We start from the raw sequence: 20,445 nt of genomic DNA, 5'->3' as shown, positions 1-20,445 counted from the left end.
TTCTAAGTGTAAATTTCTTGTGGATAGTAAATATAGTTATAAAAACAATAATAGATATGCAAATACAATGATATGGATATGTAAATATTAATTTTTTAAAATTATTTAAAATAAAAAAAGTTGTATTATTTGTATAAGAATTTTTTTCCTCGGAAATAATTTTCAAAGCCGTATTGAATATCGATGTTGTTCCTTGTAAGGAAAGTTCAATAGTTTGATTGGGAAATGTAATGTATGCGTTTTTTTTTGTAATAATTTCTTTTGCAAATATATTGCTTTGATCCTTATTCAATGAGGTTTCATATATGAATGGATGTGTATTTTGCTTTTTTTTTAAATAGTAAGAGTGATGATCGGTTTTGAAAACAATTGAGGGTTGCTTATTAAATTGATTATCGAATTGAATAAGGGCTAGCTTGATCAATATGGGTTGATTGATCTTTAAATTGATAAAAAAATTAAATTTTTTTTCTTTTTTTTTAATAATTATTTGATTGTTGGTTACAGATTCTATTTGCCAATTATTGGTTGCAGCTTGTGATGCAAAAGGATAAAAAAGATAAAAACTGAAAAATAATAAGTTAAAAGCAAATTTAGGTAGCATAAACAAATGAATAGGGGTTTCGTGAGATATTTTTTTAATAATTTATGAGAAAATTGACAAAGATTTATATTATTTTATACAATTCAGTAGTGCCAAATATCATTTTACATGATTAGTTTATCATTTTTATGGTGCCCAAAAGAAGACTCGAACTTCCACAGCCTTGCGGCTACAGGTACCTGAAACCTGCGCGTCTACCAATTCCGCCATTTGGGCTCTTAAATATATTGATACTTCTTACTGATGTTCTTATAGTTGGTCAATGGAATTTTTGATTTTTTTAATTTTTCAAATGAGAATAAACACTATTCGATAAATTTGATTATGAAGCTGGGAAAGTTTAATGCGTAAAATAGCAACGATTATTGGTGGTAATGGATTAATTGAAAATTACCTTGTTGAGCGGTTGGTTAAGCAGGGATACGTGATAAGATTGGCAGTACCTTTTCCTGCACATACGAGAGAACAGAAAATATTTGGTAATGTTGGACAGGTTACCCCATTGTTTTGTTCATTTGATCAAGAAAATACTATTGTTCGATCCATTGAAGGTGCAAGTGTCGTTATTAATCTGGCAGAAGCTTTTGTTGGAAAAAGCAAGGGTAATCTTGAAAAAATAAATGTAAAAATCGCTGAAAAAATAGCAAAAATTGCAAGTGCAGCAGGTGTCAAAAATTTATTGCATTTTTCTGCTTTGGGTGCTGATTCCACTAGTCCCTCCTCATATCTGGTCAGCAAGAAAAAGGGGGAGGAAACCGTATTGAAAACATATCCTTCTTCAACGATTGTAAGGGTTGGAATCAGTTTTGGTCCAGAAGATCAGTTTTTGAATAAGTTAGGATTTCTATCAACTTTTTTCCCTATTATGCCAGTTTATAATGTTAATACACGTTTACAACCTGTCTATGCAGGGGACATTGCTGATGCTGTTATTAAGATTGTTGAAAATGAAGAAAATAATGGGGAAATTTACGAGTTGGCAGGTCCTGAAATACTTACTAATCGTGAGTTGATTTCCAAGGTTTTAAAAATAGTTCATCGAAAAAATGATGTAAGCGGGTTATGTCCAGGTTTTATAAAATTAATGGCTTATTTTCTAGAATATATGCCAGGTTCCTTAATGACCGCACGATTGGTTAATTTAATGAAATATGATTCTGTTGCTGGTCACAAGGGTAAAAATTTTGAATCTCTACGTATTGTTCCATCTTCAATTGAAATGATCGCTCCCGCTTATCTATATTGTTACAGGCCTGCTTGCGACTTTGAAGAATTAAAAAAATTACAAAAAGAAGCCTATATTTGAAAAAAAGTTATAAAAGGTCAATAGTACTGTCTTTTTATTAAAAACGGAATAGGATAGAAAGTTTAGGTGTAATCTGCCTTAAATATTAAGGAATTTAATTATGCCTAACCTAATGCTTAAATTTGTTAATTTAGATCAGCAGCAGCCTGAAAAACGTAATGCTGTTGAACGCAAACATGATTTTAACGAGATTTATCGACGCTTTTCAGAGGAACAAGCCAGAATTCAGGCCAGTCGCTGTTCACAATGTGGTATTCCATTTTGTACAACGAAATGTCCATTATCAAATTATATTCCTGATTGGTTGAAACTTACGGCTGAAAATCGTTTGGCAGAAGCTTATGCACTTTCAACTGCAACCAACAGTTTTCCTGAAATCTGTGGGCGCATTTGTCCACAAGATCGTTTGTGTGAAGGCAGTTGCGTAATTGAGGAGGATTACAAAAGTGTTACAATTGGAGCGGTAGAAGCATTTATAACCGATCATGCATTTGATCAGAATTGGGTCACACCTATTATGCCTTTGGAAGAACTATCGCAATCTGTGGGAATTATTGGTGCCGGACCTTGCGGTTTGGCTGCAGCGGTTGTTTTACGAAAAAAAGGATATCAAGTCCATGTATATGATCGCTATGATCGGGCTGGTGGTTTAATGGCTTATGGTATACCTACCTTTAAACTTGAAAAAAATATTGTAACTCGTCGTCAGGAATGGTTAGAGAAATCAAATGTGATTTTCCATTTCAATACAAGTGTCTCAGATAAAACAGCTGAGTATTCCATCGCTTTTGAGGATCTAAGAAATAAACATGATGCGGTATTGATTTCAACGGGAGTTTATAAAAAGAAAGAAGTAAGCCTTTTTGGTTCAAATCTTAATGGAATTGTGCAGGCACTGGATTATCTGATTGATTCTCAAACGCAAAATAACGATAAAAATGAAATGAATGCAAAGGGTAAAAGAGTTGTCGTTATTGGCGGTGGTGATACTGCCATGGATTGCTTAAGAACTGCAATTCGTCAGGGGGCGACCTCGGTTCAATGTTTGTATCGTCGAGATAGGGCAAATATGCCTGGCTCTATGCGAGAGGTAAAAAATGCAGAAGAAGAAGGTGTGGAATTCATTTGGCAGGCAGCTCCAGATGCTTTTGTAGGTGAAGAAAAAGTGGAGGCAATTCGCGCATTAAGAACCGAATTGGGTTTGCCAGATGCTGGTGGTAGACAAAAAATCAGAATTATACCTAACAGTCATTTCACCCTGCAAGCGGATATGGTTATCAAAGCACTTGGATTTGATCCTGAACCATTGACCACCCTGTGGGATAACGACCAATTGGATACAAATGAATCTGGTACCATAAAATTGAATCATCATAGTCGTATGACTTCCTTACCTGGCGTTTTTGCAGGCGGCGATATTGTACGCGGGGCAAGTCTTGTTGTATGGGCTGTCAAGGATGGGCAGGATGTGGCGGAAAAAATTGCCCATTGGCTTGAACAACAAAATAATAAACAGAATGTTTCTGCTGCTTGAAAACAGATATCCAGAATTGAATGGATTCATTACGGTAGGTTAAGAAAATGAATAATTATTCCTTTGTTGAACAAAGAAAAAAGAATGAAGCGATCCTAAAAGATGTTTATTCCACCGAACAAGAACATGATGCTTGTGGTGTAGGATTTGTTGTGGCTCTTGATGGTCAAAAACGCCGAGATGTGGTTGAGGCCGGTTTGGCAGCTTTAAAAGCCTTATGGCATCGTGGCGCTGTTGATGCTGATGGGAAAACAGGAGATGGTGCCGGTATTCATGTTGAAATACCACAGGATTTTTTCTTGCAATCCATTCGTAGTGGTCATCATGCGGTAAAACAGGGGCAGCTGGCTGTAGGAATGATCTTTCTTCCTAAAAATGATTTGGCAAGTCAGGAGCGCTGTCGACAAATTATCGAAACCGAAATTATGGGGTTTGGCTATTCAATTTATGGTTGGCGTCAGGTGCCAATTGATACGAACTGTATCGGTGAAAAAGCGAATGCCACACGTCCTGATATTGAACAGATTCTTGTCATCAATACACATCACCATTCAGAGGATGTTTTTGAACGCAATCTTTATATTATTCGACGGAAAATAGAGAAAAAGGCTGTTGAAAGTCATGTTGATCTTTATATTTGTTCAATGTCCTGCCGTTCGATAATTTATAAGGGCATGTTTTTGGCGGAAAATCTGTCCGATTTTTATCCGGATCTGTTGGATGAACGATTTGTCAGCCGTTTTGTGATTTACCATCAACGTTATTCAACCAATACTTTTCCGACATGGAAACTTGCGCAGCCGTTTAGACGCATTGCCCACAATGGTGAGATAAATACATTATCAGGTAATATAAACTGGATGAAAAGTCACGAAACAAGACTTTCCCATCCGGATTTGGATGCCTATATGACAGATTTGAAACCGGTCATTCAATTCAATGGATCTGATACCGCGGCGTTGGACAATGTATTTGAGCTATTAACGTTTGCGGGTAGGGATGCCCCTACGGTAAAGGCCTTGATGATTCCACCGGCCCTGGGATTGCTGCAGGATATTACCCAGGATGTGAAAGATATGTACAGCTATTCCAACGCGGTAATGGAACCTTGGGATGGACCTGCCGCTTTATGTGGAACCGATGGTAAATGGATTATTGCCGGATTGGATAGAAACGGGTTACGTCCTTTACGTTATACGATAACAGCTAATGATTTGATGATTTTGGGATCAGAAACAGGAATGGTGCATATTCCTGAAGACCAAATTCTTGAAAAAGGCAGATTAGGACCAGGAGAAACAATAGGTTTTGATATGGATAATTGTCTTTTTTATCGCCCTGAAGATATAACACAGCTTCTAGTTAAACGTCATAATTATAGTGATTGGATTACGAATACGCAGCAGATTACTTCCATAGTAAAAGATCAGGATAATGAGCCTGTCTTATTCGCAGAGGATGAATTACGTAAAAGACAGCTTGCTGTTGGAATGAGTATTGAAGACCTTGAAACAGTATTGCAGCCTATGGTTGAAAATTCTGCGGAAGCGATTGGTTCAATGGGCGATGATACTCCCTTGGCGGTACTTAGTGAGTATTATAGAGGATTATCGCATTATTTCCGTCAACGTTTCAGCCAGGTTACCAATCCACCGATTGATAGTCTACGAGAAACCCAAGTCATGACGTTGAGCACTCGTTTGGGAAATTTGGGTAATATCTTGGATCAGTCTTCCGAACAGTGTCAGTTATTACGTCTAAGCAGTCCGGTTTTGACGAGCAGTGAATTTATAGCATTGAAACAATATTGCGGTAAAACCGGGTGCAGTATTGATTGTAACTATAAGGTCAATGATGGTGAAAAAGGGCTTCGTCAAGCATTGGCAAGAATTTGCAGTGAAGCTGAAGAAGCTGTTCGATGTGGGTGTACACATATATTCCTTAGTGATGACAAGCAAGATAGGGATTATGCCAATATTCCAATGATTTTGGCAACGGCTGCCGTACATACTCATCTTGTTCGTCAATCCCTGAGAACCTTCACTTCTGTTAACGTGCAGGCGGCAGATTGTCTTGATGTGCACTCTATTGCGGTTTTAATCGGGGTTGGAGCTACGACAGTCAATGCTTATCTTGCTCAGGAATGTATAGCGGATCGTCATAAAAAAGGGCTTTTTGGAAATATTACATTAAGACAGGCTGTTCAAAACTATTGTAAAGCCGTAGATAAAGGCTTGTTGAAAATTATGTCCAAGATGGGAATTTCTGTGGTTTCTTCTTATCGAGGTGGATATAATTTTGAAGCGATTGGCCTGTCCCGGGCATTGGTTGCTGAATTTTTTCCGGGAATGTCTTCCAGAATTTCAGGGATAGGTTTATCAGGAATTGCACAAAATATAAAAAAGTCCCATCAATTGGCTTGGGATCCCAATGTGAAATTGTTGCCGATCGGTGGGTTTTACAAATGGCGTCAACAAGGTGAGAAACATGCTTTAAGCAGTTCTGTCATTAAACTGATTCAGCAGGCTGTGGAAAAAGACAGTTGGCCATTGTACCAACAATATGTCCATGAAATTCACAGACAACCTCCAATGGCTCTAAGGGATTTATTCGATTTTCAATCGACAAATAAACCGGTCCCTGTTGAATCGGTTGAGAATATTACAAAATTGAGAAAAAGATTGATTTCCCCCGGAATTTCTCTCGGTGCGTTAAGCCCCGAAGCACATGAAACTCTTGCGATTGCCATGAACCGGATTGGAGCCCGTTCAGATTCCGGGGAGGGAGGAGAAGACGCGGTTCGGTACAAACCCCGTGAAAATGGGGATAATGCATCGTCGGCAATTAAACAGGTTGCATCTGGAAGATTTGGGGTAACCGCTGAGTATTTGAATAATTGTCGTGAAATTGAAATCAAGATTGCCCAAGGTGCAAAACCGGGTGAGGGTGGACAATTACCAGGATTTAAGGTTACGGAATTAATTGGTCGTCTTAGACATGCCGTCCCAGGAGTTACTTTAATTTCTCCGCCTCCTCATCATGATATATATTCGATCGAAGATTTGGCGCAACTTATTTATGACCTCAAACAAATTAATCCAGAGGCAACTGTGGGTGTTAAGCTGGTTGCGGCTTCAGGAATTGGAACAATTGCTGCCGGTGTAGCTAAAGCCAAGGCTGATACAATATTGATTTCAGGTCATAATGGCGGAACGGGTGCCTCTCCATTGACTTCCATTAAATATGGTGGAATTCCTTGGGAAATGGGGTTGGCGGAAGCGCATCAGGTGTTGATGTTAAATGGTTTGCGTGACCGGGTGGTTTTACGTGTTGATGGTGGTATCAAGACTGGTCGGGATGTTGTTATTGCTGCCATGCTAGGAGCGGAGGAATTCGGTATTGGTACACTCAGTCTTATAGCAATGGGTTGTATCATGGTTCGTCAATGTCATTCTAATACCTGCCCCGTTGGGGTTTGTACCCAGGATGAAAAATTGCGTGCAAACTTTGTTCAGGATGGGGCTGAACGTGTGATCAATCTGTTTTCTTTCATTGCTGAAGATGTAAGAAACATTCTCGCCACACTTGGATTTACATCTTTGACAGACATAATCGGGCGAACAGATCTGTTACGTCAGGTTTTACGTGGTGCATCTTATCTGGATGATTTGGATCTGAATCCATTATTGGCACGAGTGGATCCGGGGATGCATGCTGGTTATTGTGTTCGTGAAGGGCGTAATGAGGTGCCTGAAACATTGGATGCACAAATGATTGTTGATGCTCAGCCATTATTCGAACATGGTGAAAAAATGCAATTGCGATATAATGTTTATAATACATATCGAGCAATTGGAACAAAAATTTCATCAATGATAACCCGTCGGTTTGGTATGAAAGGATTGGCGCCGGATCATCTGACTGTTCGTCTTAATGGATCAGCAGGCCAATCGTTGGGTGCGTTTGCAGTTCAGGGCTTGAAGCTTGAGGTTTTTGGGGATTCCAATGATTATGTCGGGAAAGGGTTGTCAGGAGCCACCATTATTGTGCGTCCTGTACCAGAAACAAAACTTGTTTCAAATCATAATGTGATTGTTGGTAATACAGTCTTATATGGTGCAACGGCCGGATATCTATTTGCGGCCGGAAAGGCAGGTGAGCGTTTTGCGGTTCGCAATTCGGGTGCCACGGCTGTGGTTGAGGGATGCGGTGCCAATGGATGTGAATATATGACTGGGGGAACAGTGATCATTCTGGGTGAAATAGGTCCTAATTTCGGGGCCGGTTTCACAGGTGGAATGGCCTTTGTCTACGATCCCCACCAACAGTTTGAACGTCGTGTCAATGCGTCAACTTTGCGATGGCAGCGTGTGATTGATAAAAAATGGGAAGACAAGATCAAAAACCTTATTGAAAAGCATATTGAAGAAACAAAAAGCCGATATGCTGCGCATCTTTTACATGAATGGCAGAATACAATAAAACATTTTTGGCATATTGTTCCCACAGAATATGCTCGAGTTATAAATTTTGAATTTAATGAAGATATTTTAAAAGAAACTGCATAATTTAGAACGATATTACATCAAATTATGGATGGGCGATAGGATCAATTTCATAAAAATTTATCCTATTTTCAAAGATTTTATCATTTTATTTTAATGAAAATATGTTAATTATAATGCAGTAAAGCTTTCATAACGGTCTAAGATGAATTCTATATTTTTTTACGAGGAATTTTTTTAGTTATATTGACTTAAGTTGATATCCCATCCGTATTAGGCTTGATATATAAAATAATTCTAATTTTGTTTATAGCGGAGAGACATCAATATGCCAGTTACAGGCCTGGCCACTGTTTTATTAGCGACAGCTATATTATTGGTCATTGTAAGCGCCGTTCAGCCGTTGGCAAAACGGCTGGAATTATCTGAAACTGTAATACTGGCTATTGTTGGGGTTGTTCTTGGTGGAACAGCTGATTTGATTTTACACAGCTCCCACATACATGTTTTTGATACAGCCGCTGAAATATTACTTGATTTTCCAATAAACAGCGAAGGTTTTTTGTTAATATTCCTGCCCATATTGGTTTTTCAGGCGGCATTGGCTATTGATGTGCGTCGTTTGGCCCATGAAATCGGCACGGTTCTTTTATTGGCCATTGTTGCGGTCATTGTCTCTACTGCCACTATAGGTCTGGCCTTATATCCTTTTTCGGGTATGCCTCTGACGGTTTGTCTGCTGGTTGGAGCGATCGTTGCAACGACGGATCCCTCTGCTGTTGCAGGCATATTCAGAGAAATTGGGGCGGCAACTCGTCTTACCCGTTTGGTTGAAGGCGAAGCTTTATTGAATGATGCTGCAGCAATTTCCATTTTTTCGACTTTGGTTGCCGCTATTATTGCGCATAAAGAGGTACATTTATTTAGTTCAGCTCTAGCAATTTTTCTTTCTTTTGTCGGGGCATTGATTGCAGGATTTTTCTTTGCACGTTGCGCTTTGTGGATGATTGTAAGTTTGGGTTCAAATACAGGTCGATCTGCGGAAATTACTTTAACGGTTGCCTTACCATATATTTCCTATATTGTCTGTGATGACTTGTTGCATTGTTCCGGTGTTGTGGCAGCGGCAGCGGCAGGATTGACCTTATCCGCTTATGGTCCCTCGACATTTAGACCTCAAACATGGCGATTTTTGAATGAGTTATGGCAACAAATAATATTTTGGGCAGGATCGCTATTATTTGTGTTGGCTTCTATGCTTGTCCCCCGTTTATTGATTGGTATGACAAAATGGGATTTTATTCTTATTTTATTGGCGACAATTGCCGGGTTGCTGGCACGTGCAATGGTTATTTTTGGGATGTTGCCTTTACTTGCAGCTACAAAACTTTCACTTCCAGTGCCGACGCCATTTAAAGCGACAATGGTATGGGGTGGATTAAGAGGTGCCATTACACTGGCCCTTGCATTGGCGGTAACAGAAAATGAATTGATACCAACACCGATTTCCCAGTTTGTAGGTATTGTTGCAACGGGTTTTGTATTGTTTACCTTATTGGTTAACGGAACAACATTAAGGGCGGTGGTAATTTATTTCCGGTTAAATGAACTTACACCCATTGACCAGGCTGTGCGCCACCAGATTCTAGGAATTGGATTGGGTAATGTTAAGGACAAGGCTCGTCGCGTGGCAAATGAATTTGGATTTTCAAATGTCATTACCAATTATACGCTTGAAGAGATTGACCGTCGTATTAATGAGGAAAGAGAAGCAAATAGTTTTGATACAATGTTGACTGATCGTCAACGTATTTCACTGGCTTTGATTACAATAGCTGCACAAGAGCGGTCAATTTTACTGGATCTTTTCCGTATGCAGGGTTTGCCACGAAGAGTGATGGAAACTCTTTTGCGTTCAGCGGAAGCTACGTTGGATGGTGCATGGACCGAGGGAAGGTATGGATACGTAAAAGCGATGCAGAAAAGATTGCATCCTCCTTTTCGATTTCGTGTTGCGCAATATATACATCGAAAATTGCATATCGATCGTCCCTTGATGTACTGCATGATGGAACGGTTTGAAATATTGCTGGTATCCCGATTTGTATCGATTTCCTTAACACGTTTTATGAAAAGGCGTATAGAGCCGACATTGGGTGTGCGAATTGCCGAAATTGTTTCAGAAGTTCTGGATAGGCAAAATCGTATGTTGGATGATGCGCTGGAAATTATGCGCATTCATTACCAGGGATATATTGAAGCTCTTGAATCAAGGTTTTTGAAATTGGTCACTCTCAGATTAGAAAGTGATGAATATAACAGTCTTTGGGCTGAGTCTTTGGTTAGTGATGAGCTTTATTCCGAATTGGAAAAAAATGTTGAAAAGCGTTTTGAACGTTATAATCGCCGCCTAAAATTCAATCTCAAAAGTGGATTGGAAGAGCGCGTGAAGGAATTGCCATGTTTACGCGGTGTGCCACAGGCTGTTTTATATGATATAAGTATGTCTATGTCGGTCTATTTTGTATTTCCGAGTGAAAAAATCCTTCATCGTAAACAGAAGGTTAAAAATGTCTATTTTGTCAGTAGCGGATTATTTGAAACACATTCTGCAAGTAAAAGTCTAACATATGGGATTGGTGATATTCTTGGTGCATCAGAACTTATTGCGGGTAAAAGAATTTATGCAAATTATCGTGCATTGAGGTTTGGATATTTATTGGTGATGCCAGCCGATGTATTTAAACGGTTAATTCAAGATTATCCGATTGTGGCCTATAATCTTTCAAAAATTGACGAGGCAAAAGATCGCCCCAATTCCCAGGATGACGATTTCATGATGTTGGGATATACACGACGTATAGCCAATAAGGAAAAACAGTTGATGTTGGGGTATGAGTCCAAGGAAATCAATAATTTAAAAAATGAGGGTAACATTGAAAATAATGATAAACAAAATAAAAACTGATAATTTATTCTTTTTGAATTAAAAATAGAACAGCAATCAGAACCAGATATGATTTCCATCACAGTTAATAAAAAGAAAATAGAACTGGATGTTCCATTAGATATGCCATTACTTTGGGTTTTGCGGGATATTGTTGGATTAACGGGTACGAAATATGGATGTGGTATTGGTTTATGCGGATCATGCACCGTTCATCTAGATGGTAAAGCTGTAAGATCTTGCTCCATTCCTGTTGGTGATATCGGGAATAGGGAGATAGTTACTATCGAGGGGGTTGGGGAAGACTCAATATTTCAAAAATTATTGGCGGCCTGGAAAGAGACGGAACCAACGCAGTGTGGTTATTGTCAACCTGGTCAGATTATGACGGCTTTAGCCTTGTTAAAAGAAAATGATAAACCTGATAAAAACGAGATTATAGAAGCTATGACAGGTCATATCTGTCGATGTGGAACATATCAACGTATTTATAAAGCTATTCAAATTGCTGCAGGTATAATGGATGAAGCATAAAAAAATTTCCCGTCGTGTTTTTTTGGGAAAAACGGGTGCTTTGCTTTTTGGGTTCATGTTACCTGTAGGGGTCAAGGCGCAAAATGATCAGTTAGAGAAAGATTCAGATTTTTCCGAGCGAAAAAACAAAAAACAACAATATTTAAATGCTTTCATAAAAATAAAAGCAAATAATGAAATCACTTTTTTTATACCCGATATTGAAATAGGGCAAGGGATTTTAACGGCTGCCTCAATGATTTTGGCCGAGGAATTGGATGTTGATTTAAAATCGGTTTCAGTTGAAACCAAAATGATTGAAAATGAACAAATAAAAAATATGAAACCAAATGAGGATTTAAATCTGACCTATGGTTCAGGTTCTGTTGCAAAAGATTGGTTCCCTCTCAGACAGGGTGCGGCCGAATTACGAATGATGCTTTTACAAACAGCAGCTGCGGAATTGAATATAGATAAAGGACGATGTCATACTGAAAATGGATATGTTATTTGCCCTGATAATCAAACATTCTCGTACGGAATGTTAATTTCAAAAATTATGACACTTGATATTCCAGAATCTGTTCAATTTAAAAATAGATTAGATTATAAAATTATTGGCAAACCACAACCAAGGATTGATACGGATAAAAAAATTAAAGGTCAGTCTGTTTATGGTATGGATATTAAACTTTCCGGGATGAAAACGGGTTATATTATCAGCTCCCCGATCGAAGGGGATCAAATCCACCAAATTGATGATAGACAGGCCAAAAATGTTCCTGGAATCCAGGATATTTTAAAAAATGAAAAATCAATATGTATTATTGCTGATAATTTTTGGCATGCCCTGAAAGCGGCTGAATGTCTCGTGGTAAAATGGCATGGTGATGAAAATATTCAACTGAATACATCAATGATTTATGAGAATTTAAAAAAGGGTATATCAAAACCCTCCACTATGCTTTTTCATAATAAAAATGCTTCAGTATCAGTTGAAATGGAAAATGAAAAAAAACTGTTTCAATGGGATTTTTTTCAGCCTATGCTTTTGCATGCGGCATTGGAACCTATAAATTGCACAATATATTTTTACGACAATCAATGTGAGTTATGGATAGGTTCCCAAGCTCCATCAGTGTTAAAGGAGCATATTGCTGAAAAATTTCATCTTTGTAAAGAAAATGTAATTCTTCATTATAATGAAATTGGCGGTAGCTTTGGTCGTAGATTGGACCAAAAATACATTCTTGATGCAGCTGAATTCGCACGACAGGTTTCATATCCGGTAAATTTTATATGGTCAAGGGAAGCCGACTTTCAAAATGATGCGTTACGTCCTCCATATTATGACCAGTTAAAGATAGGCGTAAATAACAAATTGGCGATTACCTCTGTTCATCATAAAATGATGACTTTTATTGACGATACAGACAAGAGGAATCCATCCAGTCCGAATTACCTTTTGGGGTTGGATACAATGCCTTATCATATTCATGACTATAAGTTTGAATATTCTGTATGTGACGCTCCGAAATTGAATTTCGGATCTGGAAAGGGTAGAGAGGCAACTCGTAATGTTTTTGTATTGGAAAACATGATTAACAATCTGGCATTATATACACGTATGGATCCGATCGAATACCGTAAAACTTTGGGTCTTGATGATCGTGCAAAAGCAGTTGTTGATTTGTTATTGCAAAATGTCGAATGGAATAAATTTCAATTTGGAGGCATTCGGCAAGGTTTCGCCATGGCACATGTATTTGGCAGTTATATCGCTCTAATTATAGAAGCTGAAATTACAACCAGTTCAGTCATTCTTATACATCGTGCTGATGTGGCGGTTGATTGTGGTCTTATTGTAAATCCAGAACAAGTTTGTGCGCAAATTGAGGGTTCAGTTGTTTTTGGATTAAGTGACGCCTTGTATGGCGAAGTGCAAATAGAAAACGGACAAATTAAACAGCGGAATTATAATCAATATCGAGTATTGAGAATGAATGATATGCCTAATGTCAAGGTTCATATGGTTAACAGTAATGAATCGCCGTCAGGGGTAGGTGAATTGGGAACAATAGTGGCAGCACCAGCACTGGGCCATGCCTTGGGATTGATTCAGGGTAAATTTTTTCATTCATTGCCTTTGGCGAAGCAGGTATTTCAGCATAAATAAGAATTTTCATGATTAAATTCATCAATTCCTTAATTTTTTTTAAGAAAAATTATCGTTTATTCATAATTTTATGTATCAATTTTTCCAGCTCATCATTTGGCATATTGATCGGTCAGGCAGCTGATGTGAAGAATGACCAAATGGATAAAGGAGAGTATCTTTTTCACGCATCAGGTTGTGAAAGTTGTCATACAGCTGATCATGGACCAAGACTAGCAGGGGGAAAACCTTTTTATATATCCAAACAGGGAACTGTTTATTCTTCAAATATTACCTCAGATGTGAAAACAGGAATTCAGCGTTATACAGATGATGAATTTATAAGTGCATTACAAAAAGGAATTGGTCATAAAGGAAAATATTTGTATCCCATAATGCCCTATACTGCCTATCGTGCCATGAGTCGTGATGAAATATTGGCAATCAGACGTTATCTTGAAAAACAACCTGCAATTGAAAATAAAGTTCCTGATAAAGAAATGGCTTTTCCCTACAATATGCGGTGGGCCATTCGTTTTTGGCAGATCATAAATTATACGGGCAAGCATTTTGAGTATAACAATCAGAAATCACAATCATGGAACCGGGGAAAATTTTTGACTGAAGGACCAGGTCATTGTTCATATTGTCATACTCCTGAAAATTGGTCCAATGGTCGCTTTGTTGTAAAAGATTATGCAGGGGGCGGTCATAAGGGATGGACAGCATATAATATTACCGCTGACGAGGATACGGGAATTGGTTCATGGAGTGACACTGATTTGGAAAAATATTTATCCCGGGGATATGTTTCAGGTCATGGAGCTGCATCCGGTCCTATGGCAGATGTTATAAATACGCAACTATCTTATTTAACACCCCAAGACATTCATGCAATTGTAATTTATCTACGTTCTTTACGTCCCATGGAAAAGCAACAAGGAGCAGCCAAGATATCTGTTGAAGAATTGGAGGTTACTGAACAAAGTCATAGTCATGGAAGCCATCTTTATTCTTCTGTTTGTTCAAATTGCCATCTGGAAAATGGTCAAGGAAGACAAGGGGAATATGAAAGCCTTTGGGGTTCGAGAACAGCAACGATAACGGGTGGAAATAATCTTGTTAAGGTTATTTTAGAAGGATCCATCCTTAAAGATCCTAAGCTGGGTAATTATATGATGTCTTCTTTCAAGGATGTTTTCAATGATCAGGATATTGCAGATATTGCCAATTATGTTATTTCCCATTTCGGGGGAAGAAACGGGCATGTAACCGCTGAACAGGTTAGAAAAGAAAGGGCACTGTTAAATAAAGAATAAATAGTGTAAATTAAAATATTATTCATTTTTATTCATTAATTCTAATATCTCTTTAGCTGCTTCATAAGAGGGTGGTTGATGATGTGGTGCTTTTAAAGCGTTTAGAATTTGAATAAAAGCTTCTTTTTGTTTTTGAACCATATTTTTATCATCTAAAAATTCGATAACCTTCTTAGCCAATTTTACGGGATTACAGTTTTCTTGCAAGAGTTCAGGTACAACCTCTTTTTGGGCTAGAAGATTAACCATTGCTACAAAAGGAACCTGAATCATGTGTCTGGCAATCATTGCCGTGATGGGATGGACCCTATAAGTTACGATCATGGGTATATGGGCCAATGCAAGTTCCAAGGTTGTAGTTCCGGATTTTGTCAGGGCAATTTGTGCTGCTGCATAGGCATTATATTTATCCTTTTTTTCATGAATAACCAGTGGTTTTACAGGCCAGTCTTCAATGATTTTTTCAACATAATGTCTGGCGAGCGGAGAGGTGGGTAACACGGCAATGAGTTCTGGTTTTGTTTGTTTTAATAAAATTAAAGTTTTTTTGAATACGGGCATAAGCTTCGGCAATTCTGACCGACGACTGCCAGGCATTAAAAGTAAAATCGGTTGAAGTGGATCTATATGATGTTCAAAGCGAAAATCATCGGCATTTGCAGGATGAATTTCTGTCTCGATAATGGGATTGCCAACAAATTGGGCTTTTATTCCATGTTTTAAAAAAAAATTTTTTTCGAAAGGAAAAAGGCAAAGAAGTTTTTCCCATAGTCCAGGAAATTTTTTTACTCTATTTTCATGCCATGCCCAAACCTGGGGCGCAACATAATGAACTCTAGGAATTGATAAAGATTGGACTTTTTTTAATAATCGTAAAGAAAAACCGGGACTATCAATTGTTACAATGATATCTGGATGAATTGTTTCAATATGTTTGACAGCTTGGTTAAGGCGTTTTGACAAGGTCCATATTTTGGGAAGGACTTCAACCAATCCCATCACGGCAAGATCATGCATGGGAAAAAGGATTTCCATTCCCTGTTCTTGCATTCTTGGCCCCCCAACACCTAAAAACTGCAGATCGGGGTTAATATGACGCAAAGCTTTAATTAGTTTTGCTCCCAATTCATCACCACTGGTTTCACCAGCCAAGATCCATATTATTGGCGGATTTTCTGATTTGTTCATTATTTATGTTTATTTTGATATAATTTTTCAGGATTAATCAGGGGACGGCTTATTTCATTGATAGATCCGTTTTGCCACGCATTATAGAAGCAACTTTTACGACCGGTATGGCATGCCACGCCTTTCTGATCGACAAAAAGCAGCAGTGTGTCGCCATCACAATCAAAAAGGAAATTCACCAATTTTTGTGTCTGACCTGAAGTCTCACCTTTATGCCATAATTTTTTACGGCTGCGAGAATAATAACAGACCTGACCAGTGGAAATAGTTTCAATAATTGCTTCCTGATTCATCCATGCCATCATTAAAACTTCCTTACTATCAAATTGTTGGGCAATAGCTGGAACCAGACCATCCTGATTGAATTTTATCTTGGCCAATAATTCATTGAAATTGGAACTGTGCATTATAATTTTTTTTCGTTGTTAAAACCATATTGTTAGAATACAGTTTGTTCATTGAGAATATCCATCTTAATTATCATTTAATTAATTAAATAATAAATAGTTTAGAACTAAACTGTTTTAAATTGCCAATTTATATATTATTTAATTTGGATTGAAAGAATAAGGGTTTGCATGACGGTATCTTCAATCAGGAAAATTCTGTTTATCACCTCTACCCGATTGGGAGACGCCGTAATTTCAACCGGAATACTTGATTATTTGTTACAAACCTATCCACAAGCAAAGTTTACAATTGCTTGCGGACCAGTGGCTGCTGGTCTTTTCGATGCAATGCCAAGGCGTGACAAGACATTGGTAATGAATAAATACCGTTTTGATTTTCATTGGTTATTATTATGGTCACAATGTGTGATGCAATCCTGGGATTTGGTGATTGACCTTCGTGGTTCAGGAATAGGCTATTTTTTAAGAACAAAAAAAAAATGCATTGTACATGGTGGAAGGATTAAGGAACATCGTGTGCGTTATTTGGCCAAGTCATTATCATTGTCCTATACACCTTTACCAGTAGTATGGATTGATGAAAAAAATAAAAAAATGGCTGCAGAAAAATTGCCTGCCGACCATTATATTGCCTTGGCACCAACTGCAAATTGGATTGGCAAGATTTGGCCAATCGAACGGTTTATTCAAGTGGCAAAAAAACTTTTGGTTTTTAATAAAAATTATGAATTCGTTCTTTTTTATGGGCCAGGAAGTCAAGAGTTTAATCTTGTGGATCCATTGAAAAGGAGCAGTTTGCCAGTTATAGATAGTGGTGGTCAAAATACTTTAACAGAAGTTGCCGCTTTATTATCACGTTGTAAAGGTTTTATAGGTAATGATTCAGGTTTGATGCATTTGGCCGCCGCTTGTCAAATTCCTGTACTTGGTTTGTTTGGACCAAGTAAATTGTCAGAATATGAGCCAGCCGGGAACTATGCCCAAGGATTGTCAGCGTCAGGTGGAAATGGAATGGCAAATATGGAAAACTTAACGGTTGATGAAGTTTATAATGCTTTTCAGAATCTTTTGGAAACCTATAATAAACAAGATAGACAAAATGATTAAAATGTAATTTAGGAATAAGTTTTGTAAATATGAGCAATCCATCAAATTTCCGTATTGCACACATTATGGCGGGAGCGGTTAATGGTGGGGCAGAATTGTTTTTCGAGCGATTATGTATTGCCCAGCATCTTCAAAAATTGTCTGTATTACCTATTATACGGAAAAATTCCGATCGTAAACGGAAATTTACCGAAGTTGGTTTATTCTCCCATGAATTACGATTCGGTGGGTTGTTGGATCTTTCAACGAAGTATGAACTAAAAAGAATTCTAAAGGATTTTTCACCAAGAGTAGCGGTGGCTTGGATGAATAGGGCGGCCTCTTTTATGCCAAGGGGTGATTGGATAAATGTGGGACGTTTAGGCGGGTTTTATGATTTAAAATATTACAGGCAATGTGATCATCTGGTTGGTAATACCAAAGGAATTGTAGAATGGATCAAAAACCAAGGATGGCCGGAAAATCGTGTTCATCATGTTCCCAATTTTGCAAGAACATTTCTCGATGCATGTGCAAGGCGTCCCTCTTATATTCCCAATAACGCACCGTTTTTACTGGCGTTGGGTAGACTGCATGTTAATAAAGGATTTGATATCCTTATAAAGGCGATGCCTAATCTTGCAAATACCCATTTGCTTATAGCTGGGGAAGGTGAGGAGCGTCAGAAGCTTGAAAATTTGGCAAGATTCTTAAAGGTTCAAGATCGTGTCCATATGCCGGGTTGGATTGGGGATATATCAGGTATTATCCAGGCTTGCGATATTCTGGTTTGCTCCTCTCGTCATGAACCTTTGGGTAATATAGTTCTAGAAGGTTTTTCCGCGACTAAACCGGTAGTCGCGTTGGCTGCGCAAGGACCTGTTGAATTGATAGACAATGGGAAAAATGGTCTCCTAACCCCTCTGGAAGATGAAACAGCCTTATCAAAGGCTATCGCGTCCTTGACAAATGATGCGGCATTATCTCAAAGAATTGCAATTGCAGGACGTCAAAAATTCGAAAGGGAATTTAGTCAGGCGACTGTTTTACAAAAATGGTATGAATTTTTAACGAGAATTGAGAAAATCTGATGTGCGGAATAGCAGGAATTGCCTTGAAAGATGGCCACAGCATTTCTGAACATCAAAAAAAGATCTTATTGGAGGCTTTGCATCACCGGGGTCCTGATGGAAACGGATCATGGGAAAATAGTCATGTTGTTTTGTTGCATTCGCGTCTTTCCATTATTGATATAGAAGGGGGAAAACAACCTCTATCCAATGACAGTCAACAAGTTTTGATTGCAAATGGTGAAATATATAACAGTCCCGAATTACGCCATCTTTTTAAGAATTATATTTTTAAAACGGGAAGCGATTGTGAGGTAATCCTTCCCTTATGGCAGAAATTTCATGCCGATTATGTGAATTCCCTACGTGGCATGTATGGAGTTGCCATGGTTGACATAGATGAAAAAACGCTTGTTTTAAGCCGTGATCCCTTTGGTATAAAACCTTTATACTATGCTAGTGTAGAACAGGGTGTTGTATTTGCTTCTGAAGCGCAAGCAATTATCAAGGCAGGTTTTGTTAGGCATGATGATATAAATCAGTCTGCAGTCGATACATTGTTGCAATTGCAATTCATACCGGGCTATAAAACAATCTATAATAATATTTATCGGATTTTACCTGGTGAAACCCTGATAATCCGAAATGGTGAAATTATTCATCGGCAAACACAGTCTTGTTTTCCAAAAACAAGGTCTATGATTACAGATGAGAAAAAAGCTTTAAATCAGCTTGATAGTCTTTTGGAAGATTCGATTCGTATTCATGAACGTTCTGATGTGCCATTCGGACTTTTTCTATCAAGTGGTGTCGATAGCTCAATTATATTGAAAATGATGCAGCGTCTGGGACGAATTAATCGTCTTCATGCCTGGACAGCCCGTTTTGAGATAAATAATGATTCTGGCTATGTTAAGGATGAAGCATTACAGGCGGCATTATTGGCAAGGGAAATAGGTATTCAACATCATTGCGTCACCATAAATCAGCAGGATGTTTTCAGACATTTACCTAAAATTATTGCTTGTATGGATGATCCTGTTGCCGATTATGCAATTATCCCAACATGGTTTCTTGCAAATGAGGCCAGATCCATAGTTAAGGTTATTTTATCTGGTGAGGGTGGTGATGAATTATTTGCAGGTTATGGACGATATCGTAAAGCAGCAAAATCTGTTTGGCTAGGCGGTAAAAGACTTTATCGCAAGGGTATTTTTGAACGAGACAATTTTTTCCTTCATTCCGTTTCCAGCGGATGGCAAGATTATTTCAGATTACAATATAAATTGCAGGATAAAAATGATTCACGCCTAAAAAATGCTCAAAAAATTGATATGAATGATTGGTTACCCAATGATCTTCTAATCAAGCTTGATCGTTGTCTCATGGCTCATTCTATTGAGGGAAGAGTCCCATTTCTGGATAAAAAAATTGCAGCATTCGCCTTCAATCTTGAAGATCATTTGAAAATAAGAAATGGCCAAGGGAAATGGATATTACGCAAATGGCTTGAATGGCAGTTTCCTCTAGCACAACCTTTTGCCAAAAAATCTGGATTTAGTGTTCCAATTGGTTTGTGGATCGAACAGCACGCCAATAAATTGGCCCAGGCGGTTTTTAGTCAGACAGATATTGGTAACAAAATTTCCTTATCAAATGTGAGATCTTTATTTGAAAAGGCATCTGGACGCAAGGAACGATTTATGGCTTGGAATATTCTATTTTATGCAATATGGCATCAGGTGCATATTGTTGGGAAAAATCCGCTGGGAAATGTTTTAGAAGTTTTAATGGATTGATAAAGGATT

Annotated in this window: 12 protein-coding genes and 1 tRNA gene; 10 read left to right on the top strand and 3 right to left on the bottom strand. The window is 38.1% G+C overall.

Going from position 1 to position 20,445, the window contains the following annotated elements; genetic code table 11:
- Window positions 1–733: 733 nt before the first annotated feature.
- Window positions 734–820, bottom strand: a tRNA-Leu gene (locus H3T44_RS04435).
- A gap of 127 nt (window positions 821–947) precedes the next feature.
- Between H3T44_RS04435 and H3T44_RS04430 the strand changes: the two genes are divergently transcribed.
- The 7 genes from H3T44_RS04430 to H3T44_RS04400 all read left to right on the top strand — a co-directional run bounded on the left by H3T44_RS04430 (window position 948) and on the right by H3T44_RS04400 (window position 14,883).
- Complete coding sequence (locus H3T44_RS04430; RefSeq protein ID WP_198196286.1) at window positions 948–1,910, top strand: complex I NDUFA9 subunit family protein; 963 nt, start codon at window positions 948–950, stop codon at window positions 1,908–1,910.
- Window positions 1,911–2,010: 100 nt separating this feature from the next.
- On the top strand, window positions 2,011–3,444 hold the full coding sequence (locus H3T44_RS04425; RefSeq protein ID WP_155565313.1) for an NAD(P)-dependent oxidoreductase: 1,434 nt from the start codon (window positions 2,011–2,013) through the stop codon (window positions 3,442–3,444).
- Window positions 3,445–3,491: 47 nt separating this feature from the next.
- A complete protein-coding gene (gltB, locus tag H3T44_RS04420) occupies window positions 3,492–8,012 on the top strand; it encodes a glutamate synthase large subunit (protein WP_198196284.1) in 4,521 nt (1,506 codons plus the stop codon).
- A gap of 265 nt (window positions 8,013–8,277) precedes the next feature.
- Window positions 8,278–10,917 (top strand): cation:proton antiporter, encoded by a 2,640-nt coding sequence (locus H3T44_RS04415; protein ID WP_198196282.1) that lies wholly within the window; start codon window positions 8,278–8,280, stop codon window positions 10,915–10,917.
- Between the two features lie 48 nt (window positions 10,918–10,965).
- Entirely contained in the window at window positions 10,966–11,430 is a 465-nt protein-coding gene (locus H3T44_RS04410) for a (2Fe-2S)-binding protein (protein WP_110438888.1), read from the top strand.
- Window positions 11,420–13,585 carry a xanthine dehydrogenase family protein molybdopterin-binding subunit gene (locus H3T44_RS04405; protein WP_198196280.1) on the top strand — a complete coding sequence of 722 codons (2,166 nt, stop codon included), beginning with the start codon at window positions 11,420–11,422 and terminating at the stop codon, window positions 13,583–13,585. The genes H3T44_RS04410 and H3T44_RS04405 overlap by 11 nt, the downstream gene beginning before the upstream one ends.
- A gap of 8 nt (window positions 13,586–13,593) precedes the next feature.
- The gene (locus H3T44_RS04400; RefSeq protein ID WP_198196278.1) at window positions 13,594–14,883 is read left to right on the top strand and encodes a cytochrome c; all 1,290 of its coding nucleotides are present in this window, start codon (window positions 13,594–13,596) and stop codon (window positions 14,881–14,883) included.
- An 18-nt stretch (window positions 14,884–14,901) separates the two neighbouring features.
- Here the strand turns inward: H3T44_RS04400 and lpxB are convergent, their stop codons facing one another.
- A complete protein-coding gene (gene lpxB / locus H3T44_RS04395; protein WP_198196277.1) occupies window positions 14,902–16,071 on the bottom strand; it encodes a lipid-A-disaccharide synthase in 1,170 nt (389 codons plus the stop codon).
- Window positions 16,071–16,478, bottom strand: a complete 408-nt coding sequence (hisI, locus tag H3T44_RS04390) for a phosphoribosyl-AMP cyclohydrolase (RefSeq protein WP_198193272.1) — start codon at window positions 16,476–16,478, stop codon at window positions 16,071–16,073. Before hisI ends, lpxB begins: the two co-directional genes overlap by 1 nt.
- Window positions 16,479–16,649: 171 nt before the next feature.
- On the opposite strand from hisI, the gene H3T44_RS04385 reads away from it, so the two are divergent.
- From H3T44_RS04385 to asnB, 3 genes are read left to right on the top strand one after another with little or no spacing between them, the layout of a single operon-like run.
- Complete coding sequence (locus H3T44_RS04385) at window positions 16,650–17,588, top strand: glycosyltransferase family 9 protein (RefSeq protein ID WP_198196275.1); 939 nt, start codon at window positions 16,650–16,652, stop codon at window positions 17,586–17,588.
- Between the two features lie 29 nt (window positions 17,589–17,617).
- Entirely contained in the window at window positions 17,618–18,658 is a 1,041-nt protein-coding gene (locus H3T44_RS04380; protein ID WP_198196273.1) for a glycosyltransferase, read from the top strand.
- Window positions 18,658–20,436 (top strand): asparagine synthase (glutamine-hydrolyzing), encoded by a 1,779-nt coding sequence (gene asnB / locus H3T44_RS04375; RefSeq protein ID WP_198196271.1) that lies wholly within the window; start codon window positions 18,658–18,660, stop codon window positions 20,434–20,436. Before H3T44_RS04380 ends, asnB begins: the two co-directional genes overlap by 1 nt.
- The last annotated feature ends 9 nt before the right edge of the window (window positions 20,437–20,445 follow it).

This window comes from Commensalibacter sp. M0355 (genome assembly GCF_016101365.1).
GTDB lineage: Bacteria > Pseudomonadota > Alphaproteobacteria > Acetobacterales > Acetobacteraceae > Commensalibacter > Commensalibacter melissae.
The sequence above is the reverse complement of the archived record's forward strand: the minus strand, read 5'-3'. Positions and strand labels throughout refer to the sequence as shown.